Raw genomic sequence first — 20,823 nt, 5'->3', positions numbered from 1 at the left:
TTATTTTGGCTTGCTAGTTGTTTTTTTATTAGGGAAATTCGACTTTTCCCTGAGAAAGTCTGCTATCGATTAGCAGAGCATTATTGTATTTTTATCAAATGAGGCTGCTAGTTCGAATAGAATTTAACTGGAACAGAGCTAGCTGCTGTTTGCATTTTACACGCTATTATCCCAGGTTTATTGAAGGAGGAAATCCTAGGAAAAAAACAAATAGAGTAATATTTGGTCAAAATAAAAGCTTGCCGGCTGTTCAGTAAAGTTTGTTTTTTTATGAAGATAATAATTATTTCACTAATAAAAAACTTCTTGTTTCTAATGGTATCTTAATTTAGACTGTAATTTGAGAGGAGTAAACAAATGAATGGTCTAAATGTAAATTATACAGTTGCTGGCGTTGTTTCGCAGCGGTTAAGCCAAGCGGCCAGTGTGCTGGCAAATAGCTCGGCACCAACAGCTACTGCCAGTAAAACAAACGTATCTGGAAATAAGAATGCACAGCGATGCCTACAGCGAATGCCTGCATCAAGCCAGGCAGTTTCTAATGCACTGACGAGAGATGGGAACAATATCCATTCTGTTTCACAGGAATTCGCGGCAATCGATCAAAAGCTAAGTAAAGGCTTTGATGGTTTGAGTCAATTACCTAGACCAGGAAAGAGTGGTTTTTAGATGACAGATACTGAAGAAAAGATAGCACAGCAATTATCAGAGCTTGAACAACAACAGGATACACAAAGAAAAAAGCAAAGGCTGCTGGAGGAGCTAGAAGCAGACTATCAGAGACTTTCTACCGATCAGGAAGAATTTTTGCTAGATATTATTTATAGTAGTCACGGACGAACACAGCAGTTTGTACTAAATCTGGAAGACGAGTTTCTTCAGCTTCATCGAGCAAACCTGCTGACAATAGACACGAATAGAGAGGCGCTTCAACAAGAGCTTCAGCTGTTTGCGGCTAAAGAAGACGAATTAATTAATGCAAGGCGGCAACTGTATTCAGAAGAAAAAAAGGAGGGTGATGATGGGACTTAGTTTTTTTGTTGGAGAAGTAGAGGCGCAAACAAGTGCAGCAGTACAAATGGCACATGACTATTTACGAAATACAGGCACATTAAGGGATAGCATCAATGCCTATTTGAATGCACCGTTATCTGGGAAAACCTATAATTCCGCTCGGAACTATTTCAGAACTGTCTATCCGCCAATTGCTACAGCCATGGTTTTGGTAGTGGAGTCAATGATTGAGGCACAGACACAGTTTCCGGCAAAGTTTGAGGAAATTGTGGGCGGCGGCGATATTGAAGAGGATCGGATTAAACAGCAGATAGAAGCTGGTAGAGAGCTGCTGCGCTCCTATGCGGCAGCGATGAATAAAGAAGAAAAACCAAATTTCCGTATGGAAAAGGCATATATGATGAACCAAGACATAATAGGAAAGCTAGAGGAACGATTGGAGGATCTCTACTTGTTTAATAGTATTTCCCCTGCACTCTTTTCAGATGTAGAAACAAATATGGATAATCTGGACAGAGCCATTGCGGCCTTAAATAAAGGCGGTGCCTGGAATGCTGCTTCAGGAACCTTTGATATTACCAAACTGGATATGACTTGGGTCAGACCAATTAATGAAGCGTGGAAAAAACGTCAGGAAGAGCTGAGTAAGAGACCTGAGGTGCGTGAGGCGCTGGACAGTGTCAATTACGATGTAGAAATAACCGTAGACGAATTTGGTAATCCGAACTATTATGTTTATAAGAATGGTAAGCTGGATACAAAGCTGACTGCGGAATACGTCTATTTAATGGCAGAATTTCGCTTAGCAGAATATAAAAAGCTGATGGATAGTCCAGTTGGAAAAGTCTATACAACCATTACCAGTGTGTTGTTTATTGTAAATGGCACACAATACGTGATTAACGGCTTGAGAACTTTAGGGAACGGCTTATCTATTGGCTATGGAGTGAATGCTGTAACTGGCGAGCCAGCGACCTTGCTATTACGTGCAGATGGCAGTGTTGTCAGCGAAGCCTTAGCAACCGTATCAGTGGGAATTGTTGAATTACTTACTGGTGTGTCAATCAGTACAATAAATTGGGGCGAAAGCTCAGGCGGCGATAATCCTAAGGTTGTATCGAAGATTGATGAAGATTCTAGTTTAGTAAGAGAAGCGGAAAAAATGGGGAAAGATCAGGCTGCACAAAGAGAGGCAGATCATTTAATCGAAGAATTGGCAAAAGGAAATACAAACCCTGGTACAGGATATAAAAATCTATTTAAAGATGTTGTTTACATCAGGGGAAGGCATGGGGCAAGAGTTTTTTATCGGAAAATTAATGGTGTGATTGAAATTATTGGAAAAGCCTATAAGGATAATGAAGATAAGGTTATTAAAATATTGATAAATAAGTATAAGTAATCGGAGGAATGATTAAGTGAAAGTTCTTAATATTGAATACCCTACAACGCTAGACAAAATAAAAGACATAACAAATGATAATATTGACCTATTTGTTACGTTAGACGATGGTTATACCTATACACTAGTGGTTTCTACCCTTAAAAATATAGGAACATTGATGGGGGATAAGGGTTATTCAGAACCCGGGTGGCCGCAACAGTTAATTATTGTAGAAGAACTGACAGAAGAATTAGTAAAAAAAGCAATAGAGGCTTATGCGGAAGATGAAAACGGATTGTATTTAAAAGTATCAAACCTGGCAACAGGATTCAATGTAGACGAGTTAGATACTGTGCTAGAAAGAAGGCGCATAATGTATAGCGATGATGAGGATTAGTGGTATGAAAGTCTTGAATATTGAATACTCCATAGCTTTAGACAGAATAAATGATATAAGAAATGAGAGTATTGATGTTTTTGTAGAGCTAGGGGACGGTTTTACCTATGTTATTGAAGTTGCGACAATTAAAAACATTACAGAGATGATGGAAGATGGTTATTTGCAACCAATGTGTCCGCAAATTATCGTAGATGAGCTGCGAGAGGAGATTATCTGGCGAGCGATGAAATCTTATGCGCAAGAGGATGCATTTTGGTTGAAAATGAATGCGATGGCGCATACTTTCACAAATGAAGATTTACAAGTAAAAATTGATGAGACGAAAAATTTTCATATGGAGCTAGATGAAATAGAGAAAAAAAGGCTTGAGGAACAAACTAGTCTAATAGAAGAAGTATTGAAAAAAATTAGACTGCTTGAGTCTGGGGAACAATTTATATTAAATGATGTTATTACAAATTTAGATTGGCATCAGATTAATAAGAATCAGTGGACATTGATTAATAGAAAATTAGTTCAAGGTAGTAAAAATGGCTTATATAAAGACCTAGAGGTTGTAAAAACAAGTGATGATGGCACTGTTGTATTTAGGAAAAAATAAAGGAGCATACCTTTTTGAAAATAAAAGCTATAAGGTACCCTACAACCTTAGATAAGATTGAAGATATCACAAATGATAATATCGATGTGTTTGTGGAGCTAGAAGATGGTCATTCCTATACTGTAATTGTAGCGACATTGAAAAATATACAAACATTGATGGGGTCTTCAGGTTACTTAAGACCTGGTTTAGCACCCCAATTCGTTATTGTCAGAGAGTTAACAAAAGAACTAATCACAACGGCAATAGAAGCACACGCAGAAGAAGATAACGGACTTTGGATTAAACTTAGTCATTTAACTACGGAGTTTTATATTTCTGAACTAGATGAAATTCTTGAAAAACGTCGAAAGCTTTACGGAGATAATTTTCATGAGTAAATTAATGCTGTAACTATTTTCTAATGGCAAGATTTTTTTGAAAATTAGTTATGGGCTTCCATACAATCAATAAGAAGTGCAATAAGGAGATGTTTTGTGAAAGTTAAGAGAATTGTCTACCCAACAACCTTGGATAAAATAGAAGACATTACAAATGACAATATTGATGTGTTTGTCGAGTTAGAAGATGGCTTTTCCTATACTATTATTGTAGCGACTTTAAAGAATATAGAGACATTGATGAGAGGGAAAAAGTTTTTAGAACCAGGATTGGCACCACAATTTGTGATTGTGAAAGAATTAAATGAAGAAGTAATTGCAGAAGCTATCGAGGCACATGCAATCGAAGATGATGGGTATTGGATAAAATTGAGCCATGTATCAACAATGATAGATGCTGAACTTTTGGATAAGAGTCTTGAAGGTAAGCGTGAATTTTGTAGTGATGATGAAGAGTAACGTTATGAAAGTCTTAAATATTGAATACCCCACAACCTTAGATAAAATTAATGATCCAACGAATGATAACATTGATGTATTTGTAACATTAGAAGATGGTTTCTCTTATACAGTAGTTGTAGCAACAATTAAAAACATTGAACATATGATGGAGAACGGATATCTAGAGGAAGGACCACCTTTTATTATTGTAGATGAACTTCAAGAGGATACCATTCGAAGAGCAATCGAAGCTCATGCAAAAGGCAATGCTTACTGGCTAAAGCTCCATTACTTATCCAATTCAATTACTGACGATTTGTTTGTATCAATGCTTGAAGAAATTGAAAAGAGCAACAACAGTTATTGAAAAAAAGTTCTTTGGGTAGTAGAGATGCTGGTAAGACTACAGCAACTATAGAAAAATGAGAATATCGCTATTAATATTTAAGCAAGTATAGGTAAAGGGGGATGATTGTAATGAAGATAAAGGCTATACGCTACCCAACAACCTTGGACAAAATAAAAGACATCACAAATGACAACATTGATGTTTTTGTGGATTTAGAAGATGGTTTTACATACACTGTTATTGTTTCTACTGTAAAAAGTATTGAGAATTTATTGGGAAAAAAGGGTTTTTCAACTCCTGGCTGGCCCCAGCAGTTAATAATTGTTAAAGAATTAAAGGAAGAACTAATAAAAAAAGCGTTAGAAGCTTATGCTGAAGCGGATAGCTATTGGTTGAAAGTAGCTTTTTTAGCTACAGATTTTGATAATGCTTATATGATGGACAAGCTCAAAGAAATGAAAAAGGAAAATGAAGAAATAGAAAATATCAGTAACGAGTTTGCAAGATGAAAGTTCTTAATATTGAGTACCCAACAACACTAGATAAAATAGAAGACATCACAGATGATAATATTGATGTGTTTGTCGAGTTAGAAGATGGCTTTTCGTATACAGTGATTGTATCTACTGTCCAAAATATTGCAAAATTTATGGAGGAAAAAGGGTACTCTAGTCCGGGATGGGTTCAGCAGTTAATCGTGGTAACGGAGCTGAAAGAGGATCTTATTAAAAAAGCAATAGAGGCCTATGCAGAGGAGCATGCTTATTGGCTAAAATTTACACATCTATCCACTGGATACTATTTGGAAGATTTAGATAGAATGCTTGAAAAAGAGCGACGATTTTATAACGATGATGAAGCGTAAATAGATGTTCAAGAAATGAAAATAAGGTTATCAAAATATTGATAACTAAGCATCAGTAGTTGGAGGAATGATTAAGTGAAAGTTCTTAATATTGAATACCCAACAACACTAGACAAAATAGAAGACATAACAAATGATAATATTGACCTATTTGTTACATTAGACGATGGTTATACCTATACACTAGTAGTTTCTACCCTTAAAAATATAGGAACATTGATGGGGGATAGGGGTTATTCTGAACCCGGGTGGCCCCAACAGTTGATTATTGTAGAAAAATTGACAGAAGAGCTAATAAAAAAAGCTGTAGAAGCTTATGCAGAAGACAGCGAGGGTAGATACCTAAAGGTTTCATATTTAACGACTTCGATTGAAATAGAAGAGATGAATCAAGCACTTGAACGAATTCGTAAAATGTATAGCGATGATGAGGATTAGTGGTATGAAAGTCTCAAATATCGAAGCTTATGTTCTTTATCAACATATTAAGCAGTAGATCAAATAAACTTTGGTCTGCTGTTTTTAAAGTATTTTGTTGGATGTCATTGCTAACTACGTAGAAATCCTTTAATAGAGGATAAAAAGCTAAATGTAATAAATAACAGCGCAGAATAAAGAAGTAGAATTCGCGGTGCTTTCTTTTACAAAATTTATACATATGTTAATATTTTTTAAATTAAATTCGCCAGATGTCAGGTTTATAAGTATAATAGGAATATGTGAAAAAGGGCTGTCCTTGGTATGGGATTTTAATAGAGACAGGTGGACATATATATGAAGAATAGGAATCGACGTTATCTTCAGTTAAGTGTGCTGGCTATCGCCCTTTTGCTGGTTTCGTTTTTCTACTATGAAAATAACCGCAAAAAGGTGGAGCAGTCAGTAAATACAGCCTATTCCTTATCTGTGGATAGTGAAGAGCGTTCAAGTGAGACAAAGGCAAGCCAGACGAAAGACACAACTGCTTCGACTGAAGTAGCTGAAAGCTCTGAAGAAGTGCTTTCTCCTCAAACAATAAAAGAACCGAAAATAGTGAAGGGAATTGTGGTTGTCAATAAGCGCTATCCACTACCCGAAAGCTATGATCCCGGGGAAAATTCAGAAGCGTTAGCAGCCTTTAAAAAAATGAATGAAGAAATGCGTAATCTTGGGCTAAATATTTCAGAAGAATACAGCGGCTATCGAAGCTACAAAGAGCAGGAAGAGCTGTATAAAAATTATGTTGAAGGGGATGGTCAGGAAACGGCAGAACGTTATTCCTCACGTCCAGGCTATTCTGAACATCAAACAGGTCTTGCATTTGATTTTATTGATACTGCTGGTGAATTAGCAAACACGGAAACAGAAGCTGCTTGGATTCGTGATAATGCTCATCGGTATGGGTTTATTGTCCGGTATAAAGAGGGACAGGAGTCGATTACCGGCTATATGGCTGAAGCTTGGCATGTTCGGTATGTAGGGGAAGAAGCCGCAGAGGAAATCCATGAAAAAAATCTGACGCTGGAGGAATATCTGGATGTTCAGGGCGGAGACTATGAAGAGGAACAATAAAGATGCTTAATATACTTGAAATTACTGAGAAAATGGCACCAAATCAAAAAATTAATTATGACCGTATACTGAAAAAGATGATTGAGGAATGGGAAAACGCTGCTGTTAAACCGACGATTTTACTCCATAGCTGTTGTGCGCCATGCAGCACGTATACGCTGGAATACCTAACCAGCTATGCAGACGTCACAATTTATTTTGCAAACTCGAATATTCATCCGCGGTCAGAATACAAGCGCAGAGAAATCGTTCAGCAGGAGTTTGTAGCTGCGTTCAATCAGCAGACTGGTAATCAGGTCAAATTTTTGGCAGCACCGTATGAACCAAATCAATTTATTCAAATGGTTCAGGAAAAAGGGTTGACGGAATCTCCCGAGGGAGGTAAGCGATGTGCTTCATGTTTTCAGATGCGTTTGGATATTGTTGCAGAAAAGGCACAGGAATTAGGCTACGATTATTTTGGCAGTGCGTTGACGCTGTCGCCTAAAAAAGATAGCCAGCTGATTAATTCAATTGGCATTGATATTCAAAAATTCTATCAAACCAATTATCTGCCTAGTGATTTTAAAAAGAATAATGGTTATAAACGTTCGATTGAATTGTGTAAAGAGTATGATATTTATCGACAGTGTTACTGCGGCTGTCTGTTTGCTGCCAAGCAGCAGGGAGTGGATTTAAAAGAGATAAATCAGGCTGCTCAGGGATTTTTGAAAGAAAAAGGGAAAGCTGAACAACTGAAGAAATCTCAACTAGAAGTAGAATAGCCGCCGGCTGAAAAATAAATTCGCTTTCCATAAAAAGAAAGGATGACAAAGATGAAAATTGCAATGATTGCCCATGATCGAAAAAAAGACTTGATGGTAAAATTTTCTTTGGCATATAAGCATATTTTAGCGGAGCATGAACTTTTTGCTACGGGGACTACCGGCGGTCGAATTGCTGAGGCTACAAAGCTTTCGGTTCACCGCTTTAAATCCGGTCCCCTTGGAGGAGACCAGCAGATTGGAGCAATGATTTCTGAGGATAATCTGGATATGGTGATTTTCTTTAGAGACCCGTTGGCTTCCCAGCCCCATGAACCAGATGTAAATGCGTTGATTCGTTTAAGCGATGTCTATGAAATTCCTCTTGCCACAAATATCGGTACTGCAGAGATATTAATTCGTGGACTGGAAGCAGGCTTTGCTGATTTTCGGGAAGTCATTCATGAAGGAGACAACCGTCCAATTTCCTTATAGAGAAATCGGCGGTTGGATTGCCTTTAAGCGCAGTCTATGCTATAGTCCTTTTAGGCTTTATGCCTAAAAATAAATACAGAGTAGAAGATAAAGCGTTAAGTGCTGCGGGGATGGGATGTCGCCCTGTGGACGAAGGATGGAAATCCGCGGTTTTATTTTCGCATTCGCTGCATTGATTTGTAGCAGCTCTTAAAGGAGATGCTAAGGATGAAGAAACGAGTTTTAGAAACAAGAAAGTTAACGGTATTGGCATTATTGATTGCATTAGTAGTCGTATTTACCCGTTTTCTTTCATTTGAAAATCAGGATTTGAGGATTAGTGCGACCTTTATTCCGGAAACCTTGATGGGTATGCTTTTTGGCCCATTTTGGACGGGAATCGGCAGTGTAATTGCTGATACAGTAGGTATTCTGTTATTTCCAAAAACAGGAGCATATTTCCCGGGATTTACCTTGAATGCTTTTATTACTGGTGCGATTTATGGTTTCTTTTATTATAAAAAGGAAATAACCTGGCCCCGGGTTATTACAGCGACATTGCTGGTAACCGTGATTGTACATCTGATTTTAACGCCGTTGTGGCTAGGAATGCTTTACAATATTGATTTGAAAATTTTAGCCTGGTGGGTACCGAGAATCATTAAAAACCTTATATTTTTCCCAATACAGGTAGCAGCAACTTATTATATGGGAACCAGAATCTCATATAAGCAATTGATTGAACGAGTAACAGCTTCATATAATAAATAAAAAAACAGCTTTCCGCCATCCCCGGAAAGCTGTTTTTTTATGATTGTTTCGCGAATTGTGCATTATAAAGTGCTTGATAATGCCCATTTGGAATCGTCAGAAGTGTACGATGATCCCCAATTTCGACGATTTTTCCCTGCTCCATTACTAAAATCTTATCAGCATTTTTAATTGTAGATAATCGATGGGCAATCACGAAGCTAGTTCGCCCTTTCATGATTTCCAGAAAAGCGGACTGGATTTGCTTCTCGGTCAACGTGTCTACAGAGCTTGTTGCCTCGTCTAAAATAAGCATTGGCGGATTGCTGATCATTGTTCTTGCAATAGTTAAAAGCTGCCGCTGCCCTTCTGAGATTTTAATTCCCTGGCTGCCGATTTCCGTTTCAAGTCCTTTGGGCAGACGTTGAATAAATTCAGCAGTATGTGTCTTTTCAAGCGCAGTCTTGATTTCGCTAGCTGTCGCCTGAGGATTCCCGTAGGTCAGATTCTCCCTCAACGTACCGTCAAACAGCCAGGTATCTTGTAGAACCATGCCAAAGCTTTTTCTAAGACTGTCTCTGGTAATCTCAGCGATGCTGTGTTCATCAACTGTAATGCTCCCCTGATCAACATCATAAAAGCGCATCAGCAAATTGACCAAAGTTGATTTCCCTGCACCAGTTTTCCCGACGATTGCTACTGTTTCTCCTTCCTGAACAGTGAGAGAGAAATCTTCTATCAATGGCTTGTCCGGAATATAGGAAAAGTATACATGGTTGAAGGATACATCTCCCTTGGCTTTTGTCAGCACGAAAGCATTCTTTTCATCTGGTTTTTCCGGCTGCTCCTCTAATAAATCAAAGGATCTGTCGATTCCTGCTATAGCTGTCTGAATTTGGGTAATCATGCCGGACAATTCAATGAATGGTTTTGAAAATTGAGCACTATAGATAGTGAAACTGGAAATAACTCCGACAGAAACGGCTGTATTTCCGGAAAGAATCAGGAGTCCGCCTGTTAACCCAATTGCAATGTAGGATAAATGATCTACAAAGCGGGATAAAGGATTTGTTAAAGAAGAAGAGAACTGTGCTTTCTGTCCTTCAACATATAATTCTTGATTCAACTGCTCAAACTGTGTTTGTACGTGAGCTTCGCGGCGAAAGGCTTTAACAATTTTTTGATTCCCTACCATTTCGGAAACAAATCCGGAAATGGAGCCGACAATTTTCTGCTGTGCTGCAAAGTTTTTTTGAGACGCATTTGCAACCAGCCAGTTGACAATAAAAATAATTGGTGTGGTAACCAACACAACAATTGTGAGGGTAACACTAAGACGAACCATAAACACCAGGGCAATAAGCACAACCGCTACTCCAGAAAAGAGCTGATTAAACACAACTGAGCAGGCGATGGAAATATTATCCATATCATTTGTGAAACGGCTGACTATATCACCATGTGCTTGTTGATCGTAATAGTTTAACGGCAGCTCGTTAAGCTTAGAAAAAGTGTCTTTTCTTAATCTAGCTACAGATAAATAGGAAACACGATTTCCTAAAAGCTGAATTAGCCATTGGCTGATGACAGTAACGATTAAAATACCTAAAAGCAGTCCCAGAATTGCATATAATTTTGAAAAATCAACATTTTCTTCGCCAATCATGGTATCAACAGCCTTTCCAAAGGCATCTGTCATCCAGACTGTAGCAAAGCCGCTGACAGCCCCCAGTAGAATCGATAAAATTAGCTCGCAGCGGTAATAAAGCAGGTAAGGAAGAATTTTTTTTAATGATTGAGTAGGTGTTTTTTTAGTCATCATGGTCATTTTCCTCCTGCGAAGTTACAATTTCCTGATAGTGTGGAGAATTGGTCATCAGCTGTTCATGTGTTCCCAGTCCGACCATTTTTCCTTCATCCAATACAAGAATCTGCTGAAACTGCCGAATAGAGCTGATTCTTTGAGAAATAATAATAAGAGTAGTTGCACTCATTTCCTTTTTTAATGATATGCGCAGGTTTAAATCAGTCTGATAATCCAATGCACTTAAAGAGTCATCGAGGATTAAAATAGCTGGTTTGGCAATTAACGCGCGTGCAATTGTCAGCCGCTGCCGCTGCCCGCCGGAGAAGTTTTTCCCACTTTCATAAACAGGTGTATCCAGACCAGCTTCAAGCTGTTCAACAAATTCACTACATTGAGCAATAGCTAGAGCCTCCCAGCATTCTTGATCTGTAGCATCTTCTTTGCCCCACAGCAGATTTTCCCGGATTGTACCGCTGAATAAAACAGAGGTTTGAGGCACAACTGCAATGTTTCTGCGGAGCTCATCCAGCGACCAGTCACGAACATCTCGTCCTTGAACGACGACGCGTCCTTCGCTGACATCATAGAAGCGGGGGATAAGCTGAATCAAGGTACTTTTTCCACTGCCTGTGGCACCGATTATGCCAAGTGTACCTCCCTTTGGAATCACTAAGTCAATAGCTGTTAATGCTAACCCGGCAGACTCATGATAACGAAAAGAAACCTGCTCAAAGGCAATTTCGTCATTCGTTGGTTGAGGCGCTGAGCGGGCATCTGTTTTTTCCCTGATGCTGGGATCAACAGTAAGTACTTCGTTGACCCGTGCGGCAGAAGCAGAGGCACGAGTGAAAATCAGTACAAGATTTGAAACCACGATTAAGGCCAGCAGCATTTGATTCATATAGTTGATTAGCGCCAAGACTTCTCCTTGCTGGAGATTCCCCACTGAGACTTTAAAGCCGCTGATATAAAGCAGGAGAATGATTCCCAAGTTCATAATCAGAGTTGTCGCAGGTGTGAGGAAAGCAGAAATTCTTGATACTCTTACATAGAGGGCTGCTAAATCATCTGTTGTTTGATCTACATGTTCAATTTCAGTCTCTTTTTGTGCGAATGCCCGAATTACACGAACACCGGTCAAATTTTGACTGATTTTTTGATTTAGGCTATCCAGCATTTCCTGAACTTGTCTATATAAAGGAACAGTTAGTCTGATAATAATAAATAAAATAATACAGAAAACAGGAAGCAGAAGTAAAAAAATCAATCCGGCGCTAAAATCAATGTAAAAAGCCATGATGACTGAGCCAATGCTTAAAAACGGTGCCCGGATAACTAAGCGGATTAGCATAGCCAGAGCCAGCTGGAGCTGATTAATATCGTTGGTCATGCGGGTAATCAATGTATCTGTTCCAAATAAGTTCAGCTCATTATGAGATAAACGATTGATTTTCTTCATCAGCTGATTTCTAAGCTCAGTACCAAATCCTTGGGAAGCAATGGAAGAATAGTATTGACAGATAATCACACAGATTAATCCAATCACAGACATAAGGACCATCCATCCAGCCATCTTTATAACGTAGGCGGAATCATTATTCTGAATGCCGTTATCGACCAGCCGAGCCAGCATCAGCGGCAGAACCAATTCAAAACAGGCTTCTAAAAACTTAAAGAAAGGTCCTAAGATAATCTGTTTTTTATAGTTTTTTGCGTATCTTAATAATTGAATCATTTTCTTCCCCCTCTATCTGTTCTATTGTATCTCAACTTATCGGTCAAATAAAGTTGCTCGCTTTTAGCCCAGACAATTTGCTACAATGTTGAAGAGGAAGGTGGCAACGAAATGAATCAATGGATTGAATTAGTCTTGCTGTTTTTTATTTATTCATTTATCGGCTGGCTTTGGGAAACGGTGTACTGCTCGCTTCGGGCAGGGAAGTTTATGTATAGAGGATTTTTAACAGGGCCTTATTGTCCTATTTATGGATTTGGTATTTTAGGAGTACTTTATTTTTTAGAACCATTTAAAGGAAATTTGATTCTATTGTATTTTCTTTCAGCTCTACTAGTGACTGTTTTGGAGTATTTGACCAGCTTTGTTTTAGAAAAGCTCTTCCATGCTTCATGGTGGGATTACAAAGATGTGCCTTTAAACATCAACGGCAGGGTCGCACTGCCTGTTTCTGCATTCTGGGGATTGGCCTGTGTGCTGATTGTTAGAATTATTCATCCTAAAATTTTGCTGGCAACTGATTTTCTAACAGAAGCATTCGGCTGGATTTTACCAGCTGCTCTAATCGCAATGATCCTTATTGATCTTATCTACACAGTAACGAATATGCAGGCGTTCAAACATATTACAGATGAAATTAATACGGTATTAGAAACGAAAGCCAAGGAAATATCTGAAAGTATGAATGCTCGGGGAGAAGTCTTGTCAGAAGATGTGGCCGAACTGAAAAAATCTATTGAAAAAGGTTTTGCAGAAAGAACAGCGAAATCTCAAAGCTATTTTGAGGAGCTTAAAAAGAATAGTGAGATTACACAGCGGCTGCAGCGTTTAAACCTTAGCCAGCGCCGTTGGATTAAAAACTACCCTAATTTGAAACTGAAACGCATCGATAATTCCGAAACAGTAAAGCAGCTGATTACGTCTATTAAGAAGAGAACAAGAAAAATGTAACAGATAGCTTCAGGTGTACCAATGAAGTTAAGACTGGTGTGCAGGGATAGATTAAGCTCTTTTATGAGATTCACCAATTAAACTGGTAAAGCTCAATGTTACAGAGAATATTAAGTTTTCTTTAAAACGTAATAATTTGTAACACTGTTGAAACAATATCTACTTTCAAGATTAGTATAATGGATAGAGTTAGGATTTATTATAGGAAAGGTGTTGGATTCAGTGGGTATTAAAAAGCTGATGCCGTTTTTGTCGGCAATCATCTTATTAAATCTAGCCTTCCCTTCTGTTATGGTTACTGCGGAATCATTGGACTCTTTGCAACAGGAAGAAGAGCAAGCGACAGAAATGGGACAAATTCTTAATCAGGAAATAGATACAGCACTTACAGATGTAAACAAGAAATATGCTGAGATCGAAAATTTGAAGGCAGAAATCACCAATGCAGAAAAGACTCTCGAAGAATCTGAAGCAGAAATAGCGGCTACAGAATCAAGTATTGAGCGTCGCAAAGCTGCGGTCGGCGATCGTATGAAAACGATCCAGCTGAATGGTGAAACACGTACATGGCAAGTCTTGCTTGAATCTGAAAGTCTTTCGGATTTTTTCAATAGAGCATATGTGATGACAATTTTGCAAAATGCTGAAAATGAAAAAATTGAAAGTCTAGCAGAAGAAAAAGAGCGGCTGGCTGAACTTCAGGAAACTGTTAGAACGACTCAGGAACAGCTTCAGACAAACGAAGCAAAGCTTGAGGAAGAAGCGCAGGCAATGGACATTGAAGTCGTTGCACTGAAGCAGCAGTTATCTGAGAATGAAGGAACTATTCAACTGATTGCAAATAAGAAAATTACAGAACAAAATAGATTGGCAGAAGAAGCAAAAGCGGCTGAAGCGGCACAAGCTGCAGCAAAGGCAGCAGAAGAAGCACAAACTGCTGAAACTGCAAATTCTTCTACAGAATCGTCTGATCCATCAAGCGAAGCAAGTACAGAGCCTTCTACACCAGAAGTTCCTAATACTGGTGGAAATGAAACAGGTGGTACAGGTCGTGTCTTGTATGTGGAGTCTACTGCGTATTCGTATACGGAACCAGGTTCAGGCTTTATTACGGCTATCGGAATCGATTTACGCGTGCAAAGCAATGTGATTGCCGTTGATCCAAGTGTGATTCCTTTGGGATCATTAGTGGTGGTAGACGGTTACGGCTATGCAATCGCCGGAGATACCGGAGGCGCAATCAAAGGGAATATTATTGATGTGCATTTCAACTCAGTTGCCGAATGTGTGAACTGGGGACGCCGTCACAATATTCGTGTAGAAATTCAATAAAATTATCTGTTTGAATTAGACCATTTGAAAAGAGTTGGAACTTAAGTTGTTAAGTTTCAACTCTTTTTTCATTTTCAAAAATTTTATTTTAAGAATTACTGAAAGTAGATTACAATAGAAGCAAATGAAAAAACAGGGAGTGTTTTTGAATGATTGTTGGTGTGGAGTTGGTAATGGTATTGCTTATTGTTACTTATGGGGGTAACTTCTTTCTTTACAGATTGCTCAAAGCAAAGAAGCAGATACAAGGATTGGAAAAACTTGCCATTATTTGTGGCGTAAATATGCTGATTTTACTTTTTGATGGTGCTTTTATTGTTATTGCAGCACTGATTAGGCAAGGCTCTGCTCTTTCAAGCATTTAGACTAAGAAAACAGGTAGGAGAATAATGTTTAAAATTGGTGAATTTTCAAAATTAGCACAAGTATCGATTCGAATGCTGCGCTACTATGACGAACAGGGCTTGCTGCCGCCCGCAAAAATTGATCAGGAAAATGGCTATCGGCTGTATCACGTAAAGCAGCTGCCGCTACTCCAAAAAATCATCTTATTGAAAAATCTAAAATTTTCAACAGCTGAAATTAAATCACTGGTTGGAGAAGATTTAGGAGATAGCTATTTTCAAGAACAGTTAAAGAATAAATATGAACAAATTGAACAGGAAATCGCAGCAGAGCAGCGACGCTTACTAGAGCTTGCGAATACAATTGAACGAGTAAAGGAGCCTCAAAAAAGGGATCTCCATGTCATTTTCCGAACACTGCCGCAGGAAAAAATTGTTAGTTTACGCAAAGTGATTCCTAGCTATTATCATGAAGGAGCTTTATGGCAGGAGTTTTTAGGACTGTTGAAGAAGGAACAGGTTGACATTGTAAAGCAGTCTCCGGATAACTTTACTATTTTTCATGATGAGTGTTATAGAGAAGAAGGCGTCGAAATTGAAATTTGTCTAAAGATAAAGGGGCTAACTAAGGTAGAACCGCCCTTGAATTGTTATGAGACAAAAGAGATTCCGTTGGCTGCTTCAATCTTTGTCTTTGGTTCTTATGACAATATTAAGGAGGCATACCACCATTTTGCGCATTGGTTATCCGAGCATGAAGAGTATGAAATGCTGATTCCAACACGTCAGGTTTCCCATCGTGGACCGGATACCGAAGACAACCCGGATAATTATTTAACAGAAATTCAAATTCCAATTAGAAAAGCTGAACGAGCTCGTACAGCTATCGAGCAATAAGCGCGAGGCAGCCACATGATGCTCTTTATCATGAGGTGGCCTCGACTTATTGTTGAAGAAAGCTTGCTCGAACTTGCCCCAATGCTTCCTTCGCTATCACTTGATATTACAGAGGGCAACTGTAAAAATTTTATAATCTTTTTATCAAAAAAATCCTTGACCCTACCATTATGTGAGGGTCTATCCTGTAGGTACAGGAGGGATGATTATGGAACAGAAAACATTTACTGTACAGACAATCGGACACATCGAAAATGGTGAGCAGGGAGCGTTTATTCAGCTATTGCCTAAGTATGCCGAGGCATTAGAAGGGCTTGAAGGTTTTGGACATTTAAACATCATTTATTGGCTGGATAAGCTGGATCAGCCGGAAATGAGAGAAATTTTACAGGTTGCCAGTCCGTATAAGAAAGCACCGGATGTTCTGGGAATATTTGCAACGCGTTCTCCAGTAAGGCCTAATTTGTTGGCTCTTTCTACTGTAGGAGTTCTTGAATTGGATAAGGGAAACGGACGGATAAGAGTTGACTATGTTGATGCTGAGGATGGCAGTCCATTGCTAGACATCAAGCCGTATACGCCAAGCGAGGATCGTGTAGAAACGCCCAGCGTACCAGAATGGAGTGCGCACTGGCCAAAAAATATTGAAACATCTGGGGATTTCGACTGGGCCGATGAATTCAATTTTTGATTCAATGGAAAACATGGAGAAAATAGACTGGGTTATTTAACTTGAATACTCAGAGAGAGTCTGGAGCAAAAGTGTTTTGCTTCAAGAACTAGTGAGGTACTGTTCAACATCAGCTCATGCCTCACTGTGTTTCTCAGCAATAAGCCAAACTATACGAAAATAACTACATGAAGTGTGCCCCCTAAGTTAGACCAAAAAATCTAACCTAGGGGGTTTTTCAATGAAGACTAGGAGGATACATTTAGCTATATTCCAGTCTCTTTTTTTACTGATTTCTAAGAATCCTTTCAATAAAGCCCGCTATAAATGAAAAAATAAATTGGATAGGGTAAAATAAAAGGGAGAAGAATGATGGAGGGACAGGACATGGCTAAGATCATGATTGTTGAGGATGAAGCAACTATCCGCAGCTTAGTAATGAAAGAACTGGAAAAATGGCAGTTGGATGTCTTTGGTACAACTGATTTTCATCACGTACTTGAAGATTTTCAAAAAGAAGAGCCCCAACTGCTGCTGCTGGATATTAACTTGCCGGTTTATGACGGATATTACTGGTGTCAAAAGATTAGGGAAGTATCTAAAGTACCAATTATTTTTATTTCCAGCAGAAATACTAATATGGATATGATTATGGCGATGAATATGGGAGCAGATGATTTTGTAACAAAGCCTTTTCAGATTGATGTTTTGGTTGCTAAGATCAATGCGTTGCTGCGCCGTTCGTATAATTATTCTGAACCAGGAAGTGAAATTCTTGAACATAACGGAATTAAACTGAATCTAGATAATGGGAATATGGATATCAACGGTGAAATGATTGATTTGAGCAAGAATGAGTATCGGCTACTATATATACTAATGAAGAAACACGGCAAAATTTTAACTAGAGAAAAACTGCTGCGGGCCTTGTGGGAAGATGAACGTTTTGTGGATGATAATACTTTGACTGTAAACATCAACCGTTTAAGAAAGAAGATTGAACAAGCTGGAATCAAGGATTATATTGAAACCAAAATTGGTCAGGGCTATATCGTCCCATAGTATGAATGGAGAAGACAATGACAGCTAGAAAGTATTTAAAGGACCATTGGTTATTTTTAATTGGCTGGCTGCTTTTCATTGGGGTAACCTGCCTGATTTTATGGTTAACACCTAGTGTAAAGCTAAGTACCGCCTCTATCAGTTATCTGATTTTGTTGGAATTTCTGGTACTGGTAGTTGTGCTGGCGATTGATTATTTGGTAAGAAGACGCTGGTGGAAAAAATTAGACATTACAGATCCCTCGCAAAGGCTGGAGGAATATCTGAAGGATGCCTCAAGAGAAGATGAGCGGCTTCAGCAGGAATATATCAACAGTATACTTACTGAGCATCAGAAGGTGATGGAGCAGGTCATTGACAATCAGCAGGAGCATAAAGAGTATATTGATTCCTGGGTTCATGAAATCAAAGTTCCTTTAGCTGCTGTCAACTTGCTGCTGGATTCACTGGAAGATGATATTTCTGAGGAAACGTATTCTCTATTGGAAAACGAGTTTTTGAAGATTGATGAGTATGTTGAGCAAGTGCTCTATTATTCCCGTCTGGACAGTTTTTCAAAAGATTATCTGATTCGTGAATACTCTGCTAAAAAGATTGTTCAGTCTGTTATTCGCTCTCAAGCCTATTACTTTATCCAGAAAAATATTCGTTTTTCAATAGAAGGAGAAGATCAGACTGTTTTAACTGATGGCAAATGGGTAGAATTTATCTTTCGCCAGTTAATCAGTAACGCAGTTAAATATACCCCCCAAGGCGGAGAAATTAAGGTTAAGATTAGTAGAAGCCGAGAGGGCATCACATTATTGCTGGAGGATTCTGGAATCGGTATTCCCCAAAATGATTTACAACGAATTTTTGACAAAGGCTTTACAGGGACTAACGGGCGTATGCTGAATCAGCATTCCACTGGTTTGGGTCTGTATCTTGCCAAAAAACTGGCTGATAAGCTGGGACATCAGCTAAGTATAGCTTCTGTAGAAGGGGCTGGAACCACTGCAGAAATATTTTTTCCGTTTGTTACGTATTATCATGAGATTCGCTGATCAAAAAGAGATTGCTTTTTCTCATGTAAGGCTGATTAGTGACAGACAGGCATATGTTGATTTTAAATAAAAAGGCGGGAATAAATTTCCCGTTTTTTTATGTGTCAACCAGAAGTAGTTGCAAATCCCAAGCTTTATTCAAATACAGCAAATGATAAATACGTATTTTTATCTGTGGTACAACTAGGGAATTATGATAAATCCTATAGCTCAAGTATTTTCCTTTCATTTCTTAGCATATTTTTATTGTATATTCCTCCTTTTTCTTGTTAGACTGTTGAAGGAATGTTTTTCAGCAGGAGCTGTGCACTTTTCAAATGGTCTGTGAGGAACGAATGAACAGTCGATTTTCGTCACAACTGAGGCTGGAGGAAAGAATCAGCTGCTTTTGAACAGTATTAAGCTGTATAATTATGGAGTTTTTGGAGGATAGGTATGTCGATTTTTAGAAAGAAAACACTAACTGCTCAGCCGATACAGGAAACTGGCATGAAGCGGAATTTGAAAACAATGGATCTGATTATGCTGGGGATTGGAGCAATCGTAGGAACAGGGATTTTTGTTATCACCGGAGTCGCTGCTGAAGAAACAGCAGGACCGGCGCTGACGCTTTCTTTTCTAGTAGCAGCCGGAGCGATAGTTTTGTCTGGTTTATGCTATGCTGAGTTTGCTTCCAGGATACCAGTGCTGGGAGGACCATACGCATATATGTACGTAGTGTTTGGTGAATTTACTGCATGGATGACAGGCTGGCTTGTTATTTGTGAGTTTTTCTTAGCGGTTTCTTCGGTTGCCTCAGGCTGGTCTGGTTATGTTCAGGGATTTCTGAGTAGTTTGGGTATAGCATTACCTCAAGCCTTAAGCGGAGCTTATAATGCGGCAACAGGAAGCTACGTGGATTTGATTGCGGTACTAGTCCTTATTTTCGTCACTTTTTGGGTTTCATTGGAAGCGAAGACTGCTTTACGTTTAAATAATTTAATGGTTTTTGTAAAATTTGGTATTATTTTACTTTTCATTCTTGTGGGAATATTTTATGTAAAACCAGCAAACTGGCAGCCGTTTATGCCTTTTGGTTTTAATGGTGTGCTGGGAGGCGCAGCCATTGTATTCTTTGCTTTTCTAGGATTTGATGCAGTCAGTATGGCTGCAGAAGAAGTAGAAAATCCTCAAAGAGACATCCCAAGAGGGATTATTGGTTCGATTGTTATTGCTACAGTTCTTTATATCGTTGTAACATTGATCCTAACAGGAATCGTTCCTTATACTTCTTTAGGGGTGAAGGATCCGGTAGCTTTTGCAATGCGCTTTATTCAAAAGGATGCTGTAGCCGGGATTATTTCAGTCGGCGCGATTTTGACGCTGCTTACAGTAACCATTGCAATGATGTATAGTCTGGCTAGAATCGTTTATGCTATCAGTAAAGATGGACTATTGCCGAAGTTTATGGGAAAAATTGATAAGAAGCACCATACGCCTAAGAATGCGACCTATGTTTCCGGCGCAGCTGCGATGCTGTTTGCAGGTTTCTTTCCTTTGAGTCTGCTGGCTGAGCTGACCAACATTGTGACCTTAATGTACTTGATTTTTATGGGACTAGGTATTATTAAGCTGCGGCGTATGCTGGGGGAACCAAAAGAAGGGGAATTCCGCATACCTTTTGTTCCTGTGCTGCCGTTAATCTTGGTCGTAGTTAGTATTGGTTTAATGCTGAAGCTGCGGTATGCAACATGGCAGGTATTTGCCATTGCTTTGATAATCGGAGTGGCTATCTATTTCCTATATGGTTACAAGCATAGCAATATGAACAAGAACGTTGAATAGACAAGTGAAGCTGCATGTTTTAGCAACTGATTTTGACTGTTCTAAAGAACAGCTCATTGAAGAAAAGGGAGTTCCATTAACTTCTCATCAAGAACATTCGCCTGCTGTTCTGCTGGATGCCTCTTCATGTATCTGCGGGACAAACTGATGCATATCCGCTGAGGAAACTGATAAAACAGCGCTCAGGATAGAATCTTTTACAGGAA

At 38.8% G+C, this 20,823-nt stretch carries 26 protein-coding genes and 1 riboswitch; of the genes, 24 read left to right on the top strand and 2 right to left on the bottom strand.

Annotation, left to right across the window (positions count from 1 at the left end; translation table 11 throughout):
- Positions 1 to 357: 357 nt before the first annotated feature.
- The 15 genes from ACPWSO_RS01710 (at position 358) to ACPWSO_RS01640 (ending at position 8,973) form a co-directional block, all read left to right on the top strand.
- The gene (locus ACPWSO_RS01710) at positions 358 to 669 is read left to right on the top strand and encodes a TIGR04197 family type VII secretion effector (protein WP_426081041.1); all 312 of its coding nucleotides are present in this window, start codon (positions 358 to 360) and stop codon (positions 667 to 669) included.
- Positions 670 to 1,032 carry a hypothetical protein gene (locus ACPWSO_RS01705; protein WP_426081040.1) on the top strand — a complete coding sequence of 121 codons (363 nt, stop codon included), beginning with the start codon at positions 670 to 672 and terminating at the stop codon, positions 1,030 to 1,032. It begins immediately after the preceding gene.
- The gene (locus ACPWSO_RS01700) at positions 1,022 to 2,416 is read left to right on the top strand and encodes a hypothetical protein (RefSeq protein ID WP_426081039.1); all 1,395 of its coding nucleotides are present in this window, start codon (positions 1,022 to 1,024) and stop codon (positions 2,414 to 2,416) included. The genes ACPWSO_RS01705 and ACPWSO_RS01700 overlap by 11 nt, the downstream gene beginning before the upstream one ends.
- A 16-nt stretch (positions 2,417 to 2,432) precedes the next feature.
- A complete protein-coding gene (locus ACPWSO_RS01695; protein WP_426081038.1) occupies positions 2,433 to 2,795 on the top strand; it encodes a hypothetical protein in 363 nt (120 codons plus the stop codon).
- Positions 2,796 to 2,799: 4 nt separating this feature from the next.
- Positions 2,800 to 3,399, top strand: a complete 600-nt coding sequence (locus ACPWSO_RS01690; RefSeq protein ID WP_426081037.1) for a hypothetical protein — start codon at positions 2,800 to 2,802, stop codon at positions 3,397 to 3,399.
- A 14-nt stretch (positions 3,400 to 3,413) separates the two neighbouring features.
- Positions 3,414 to 3,779, top strand: a complete 366-nt coding sequence (locus tag ACPWSO_RS01685) for a hypothetical protein (protein WP_426081036.1) — start codon at positions 3,414 to 3,416, stop codon at positions 3,777 to 3,779.
- 96 nt (positions 3,780 to 3,875) lie between these two features.
- Positions 3,876 to 4,238: a hypothetical protein gene (locus tag ACPWSO_RS01680; RefSeq protein ID WP_426081035.1), complete on the top strand. Its 363-nt coding sequence runs from the start codon at positions 3,876 to 3,878 to the stop codon at positions 4,236 to 4,238.
- A gap of 4 nt (positions 4,239 to 4,242) precedes the next feature.
- Positions 4,243 to 4,587, top strand: coding sequence for a hypothetical protein (locus ACPWSO_RS01675; RefSeq protein WP_426081034.1), 345 nt, complete (start codon positions 4,243 to 4,245; stop codon positions 4,585 to 4,587).
- A gap of 110 nt (positions 4,588 to 4,697) precedes the next feature.
- Positions 4,698 to 5,078, top strand: a complete 381-nt coding sequence (locus ACPWSO_RS01670; protein ID WP_426081033.1) for a hypothetical protein — start codon at positions 4,698 to 4,700, stop codon at positions 5,076 to 5,078.
- Positions 5,075 to 5,434: a hypothetical protein gene (locus ACPWSO_RS01665; protein WP_426081032.1), complete on the top strand. Its 360-nt coding sequence runs from the start codon at positions 5,075 to 5,077 to the stop codon at positions 5,432 to 5,434. Before ACPWSO_RS01670 ends, ACPWSO_RS01665 begins: the two co-directional genes overlap by 4 nt.
- Before the next feature lie 75 nt (positions 5,435 to 5,509).
- Positions 5,510 to 5,872 (top strand): hypothetical protein, encoded by a 363-nt coding sequence (locus tag ACPWSO_RS01660; RefSeq protein WP_426081031.1) that lies wholly within the window; start codon positions 5,510 to 5,512, stop codon positions 5,870 to 5,872.
- A gap of 336 nt (positions 5,873 to 6,208) precedes the next feature.
- The gene (locus ACPWSO_RS01655) at positions 6,209 to 6,985 is read left to right on the top strand and encodes a D-alanyl-D-alanine carboxypeptidase family protein (RefSeq protein WP_426081030.1); all 777 of its coding nucleotides are present in this window, start codon (positions 6,209 to 6,211) and stop codon (positions 6,983 to 6,985) included.
- Positions 6,986 to 6,987: 2 nt separating this feature from the next.
- Positions 6,988 to 7,749 (top strand): epoxyqueuosine reductase QueH, encoded by a 762-nt coding sequence (locus ACPWSO_RS01650; protein ID WP_426081029.1) that lies wholly within the window; start codon positions 6,988 to 6,990, stop codon positions 7,747 to 7,749.
- A gap of 51 nt (positions 7,750 to 7,800) precedes the next feature.
- Entirely contained in the window at positions 7,801 to 8,223 is a 423-nt protein-coding gene (mgsA, locus tag ACPWSO_RS01645; RefSeq protein WP_426081028.1) for a methylglyoxal synthase, read from the top strand.
- Positions 8,224 to 8,297: 74 nt separating this feature from the next.
- A riboswitch (THF riboswitch) is annotated at positions 8,298 to 8,395 on the top strand.
- A gap of 26 nt (positions 8,396 to 8,421) precedes the next feature.
- The gene (locus ACPWSO_RS01640; protein WP_426081027.1) at positions 8,422 to 8,973 is read left to right on the top strand and encodes a folate family ECF transporter S component; all 552 of its coding nucleotides are present in this window, start codon (positions 8,422 to 8,424) and stop codon (positions 8,971 to 8,973) included.
- Between the two features lie 37 nt (positions 8,974 to 9,010).
- On the opposite strand, the gene ACPWSO_RS01635 is transcribed toward ACPWSO_RS01640, so the two are convergent.
- Positions 9,011 to 10,774 (bottom strand): ABC transporter ATP-binding protein, encoded by a 1,764-nt coding sequence (locus tag ACPWSO_RS01635; RefSeq protein ID WP_426081026.1) that lies wholly within the window; start codon positions 10,772 to 10,774, stop codon positions 9,011 to 9,013.
- Positions 10,764 to 12,494: an ABC transporter ATP-binding protein gene (locus ACPWSO_RS01630; protein ID WP_426081025.1), complete on the bottom strand. Its 1,731-nt coding sequence runs from the start codon at positions 12,492 to 12,494 to the stop codon at positions 10,764 to 10,766. Before ACPWSO_RS01630 ends, ACPWSO_RS01635 begins: the two co-directional genes overlap by 11 nt.
- A gap of 111 nt (positions 12,495 to 12,605) precedes the next feature.
- Here ACPWSO_RS01630 and ACPWSO_RS01625 point away from each other — a divergent pair, with 111 nt between their 5' ends.
- From ACPWSO_RS01625 to ACPWSO_RS01585, 9 genes are all read left to right on the top strand, one after another.
- Positions 12,606 to 13,445, top strand: a complete 840-nt coding sequence (locus ACPWSO_RS01625; RefSeq protein WP_426081024.1) for a putative ABC transporter permease — start codon at positions 12,606 to 12,608, stop codon at positions 13,443 to 13,445.
- Positions 13,446 to 13,685: 240 nt separating this feature from the next.
- Positions 13,686 to 14,777: a 3D domain-containing protein gene (locus ACPWSO_RS01620; RefSeq protein WP_426081159.1), complete on the top strand. Its 1,092-nt coding sequence runs from the start codon at positions 13,686 to 13,688 to the stop codon at positions 14,775 to 14,777.
- 149 nt (positions 14,778 to 14,926) lie between these two features.
- Positions 14,927 to 15,142, top strand: coding sequence for a hypothetical protein (locus ACPWSO_RS01615; protein ID WP_426081023.1), 216 nt, complete (start codon positions 14,927 to 14,929; stop codon positions 15,140 to 15,142).
- Between the two features lie 24 nt (positions 15,143 to 15,166).
- Complete coding sequence (locus ACPWSO_RS01610) at positions 15,167 to 16,018, top strand: MerR family transcriptional regulator (protein WP_426081022.1); 852 nt, start codon at positions 15,167 to 15,169, stop codon at positions 16,016 to 16,018.
- Positions 16,019 to 16,226: 208 nt separating this feature from the next.
- A complete protein-coding gene (tsaA, locus tag ACPWSO_RS01605; RefSeq protein WP_426081021.1) occupies positions 16,227 to 16,709 on the top strand; it encodes a tRNA (N6-threonylcarbamoyladenosine(37)-N6)-methyltransferase TrmO in 483 nt (160 codons plus the stop codon).
- Between the two features lie 366 nt (positions 16,710 to 17,075).
- Positions 17,076 to 17,750: a two-component system response regulator SapR gene (sapR, locus tag ACPWSO_RS01600; RefSeq protein WP_426081019.1), complete on the top strand. Its 675-nt coding sequence runs from the start codon at positions 17,076 to 17,078 to the stop codon at positions 17,748 to 17,750.
- A gap of 17 nt (positions 17,751 to 17,767) precedes the next feature.
- Complete coding sequence (gene sapS, locus ACPWSO_RS01595; protein WP_426081018.1) at positions 17,768 to 18,793, top strand: two-component system sensor histidine kinase SapS; 1,026 nt, start codon at positions 17,768 to 17,770, stop codon at positions 18,791 to 18,793.
- A 435-nt stretch (positions 18,794 to 19,228) separates the two neighbouring features.
- Positions 19,229 to 20,617, top strand: a complete 1,389-nt coding sequence (locus tag ACPWSO_RS01590) for an amino acid permease (protein WP_426081017.1) — start codon at positions 19,229 to 19,231, stop codon at positions 20,615 to 20,617.
- Positions 20,610 to 20,765, top strand: coding sequence for a hypothetical protein (locus ACPWSO_RS01585; RefSeq protein ID WP_426081016.1), 156 nt, complete (start codon positions 20,610 to 20,612; stop codon positions 20,763 to 20,765). Before ACPWSO_RS01590 ends, ACPWSO_RS01585 begins: the two co-directional genes overlap by 8 nt.
- Positions 20,766 to 20,823: the final 58 nt, after the last annotated feature.

The sequence above is a fragment of the Enterococcus sp. LJL51 genome, from assembly GCF_049894025.1.
Lineage (GTDB): Bacteria > Bacillota > Bacilli > Lactobacillales > Enterococcaceae > Enterococcus_L.
This window is presented reverse-complemented; position numbering and strand designations above follow the sequence as displayed.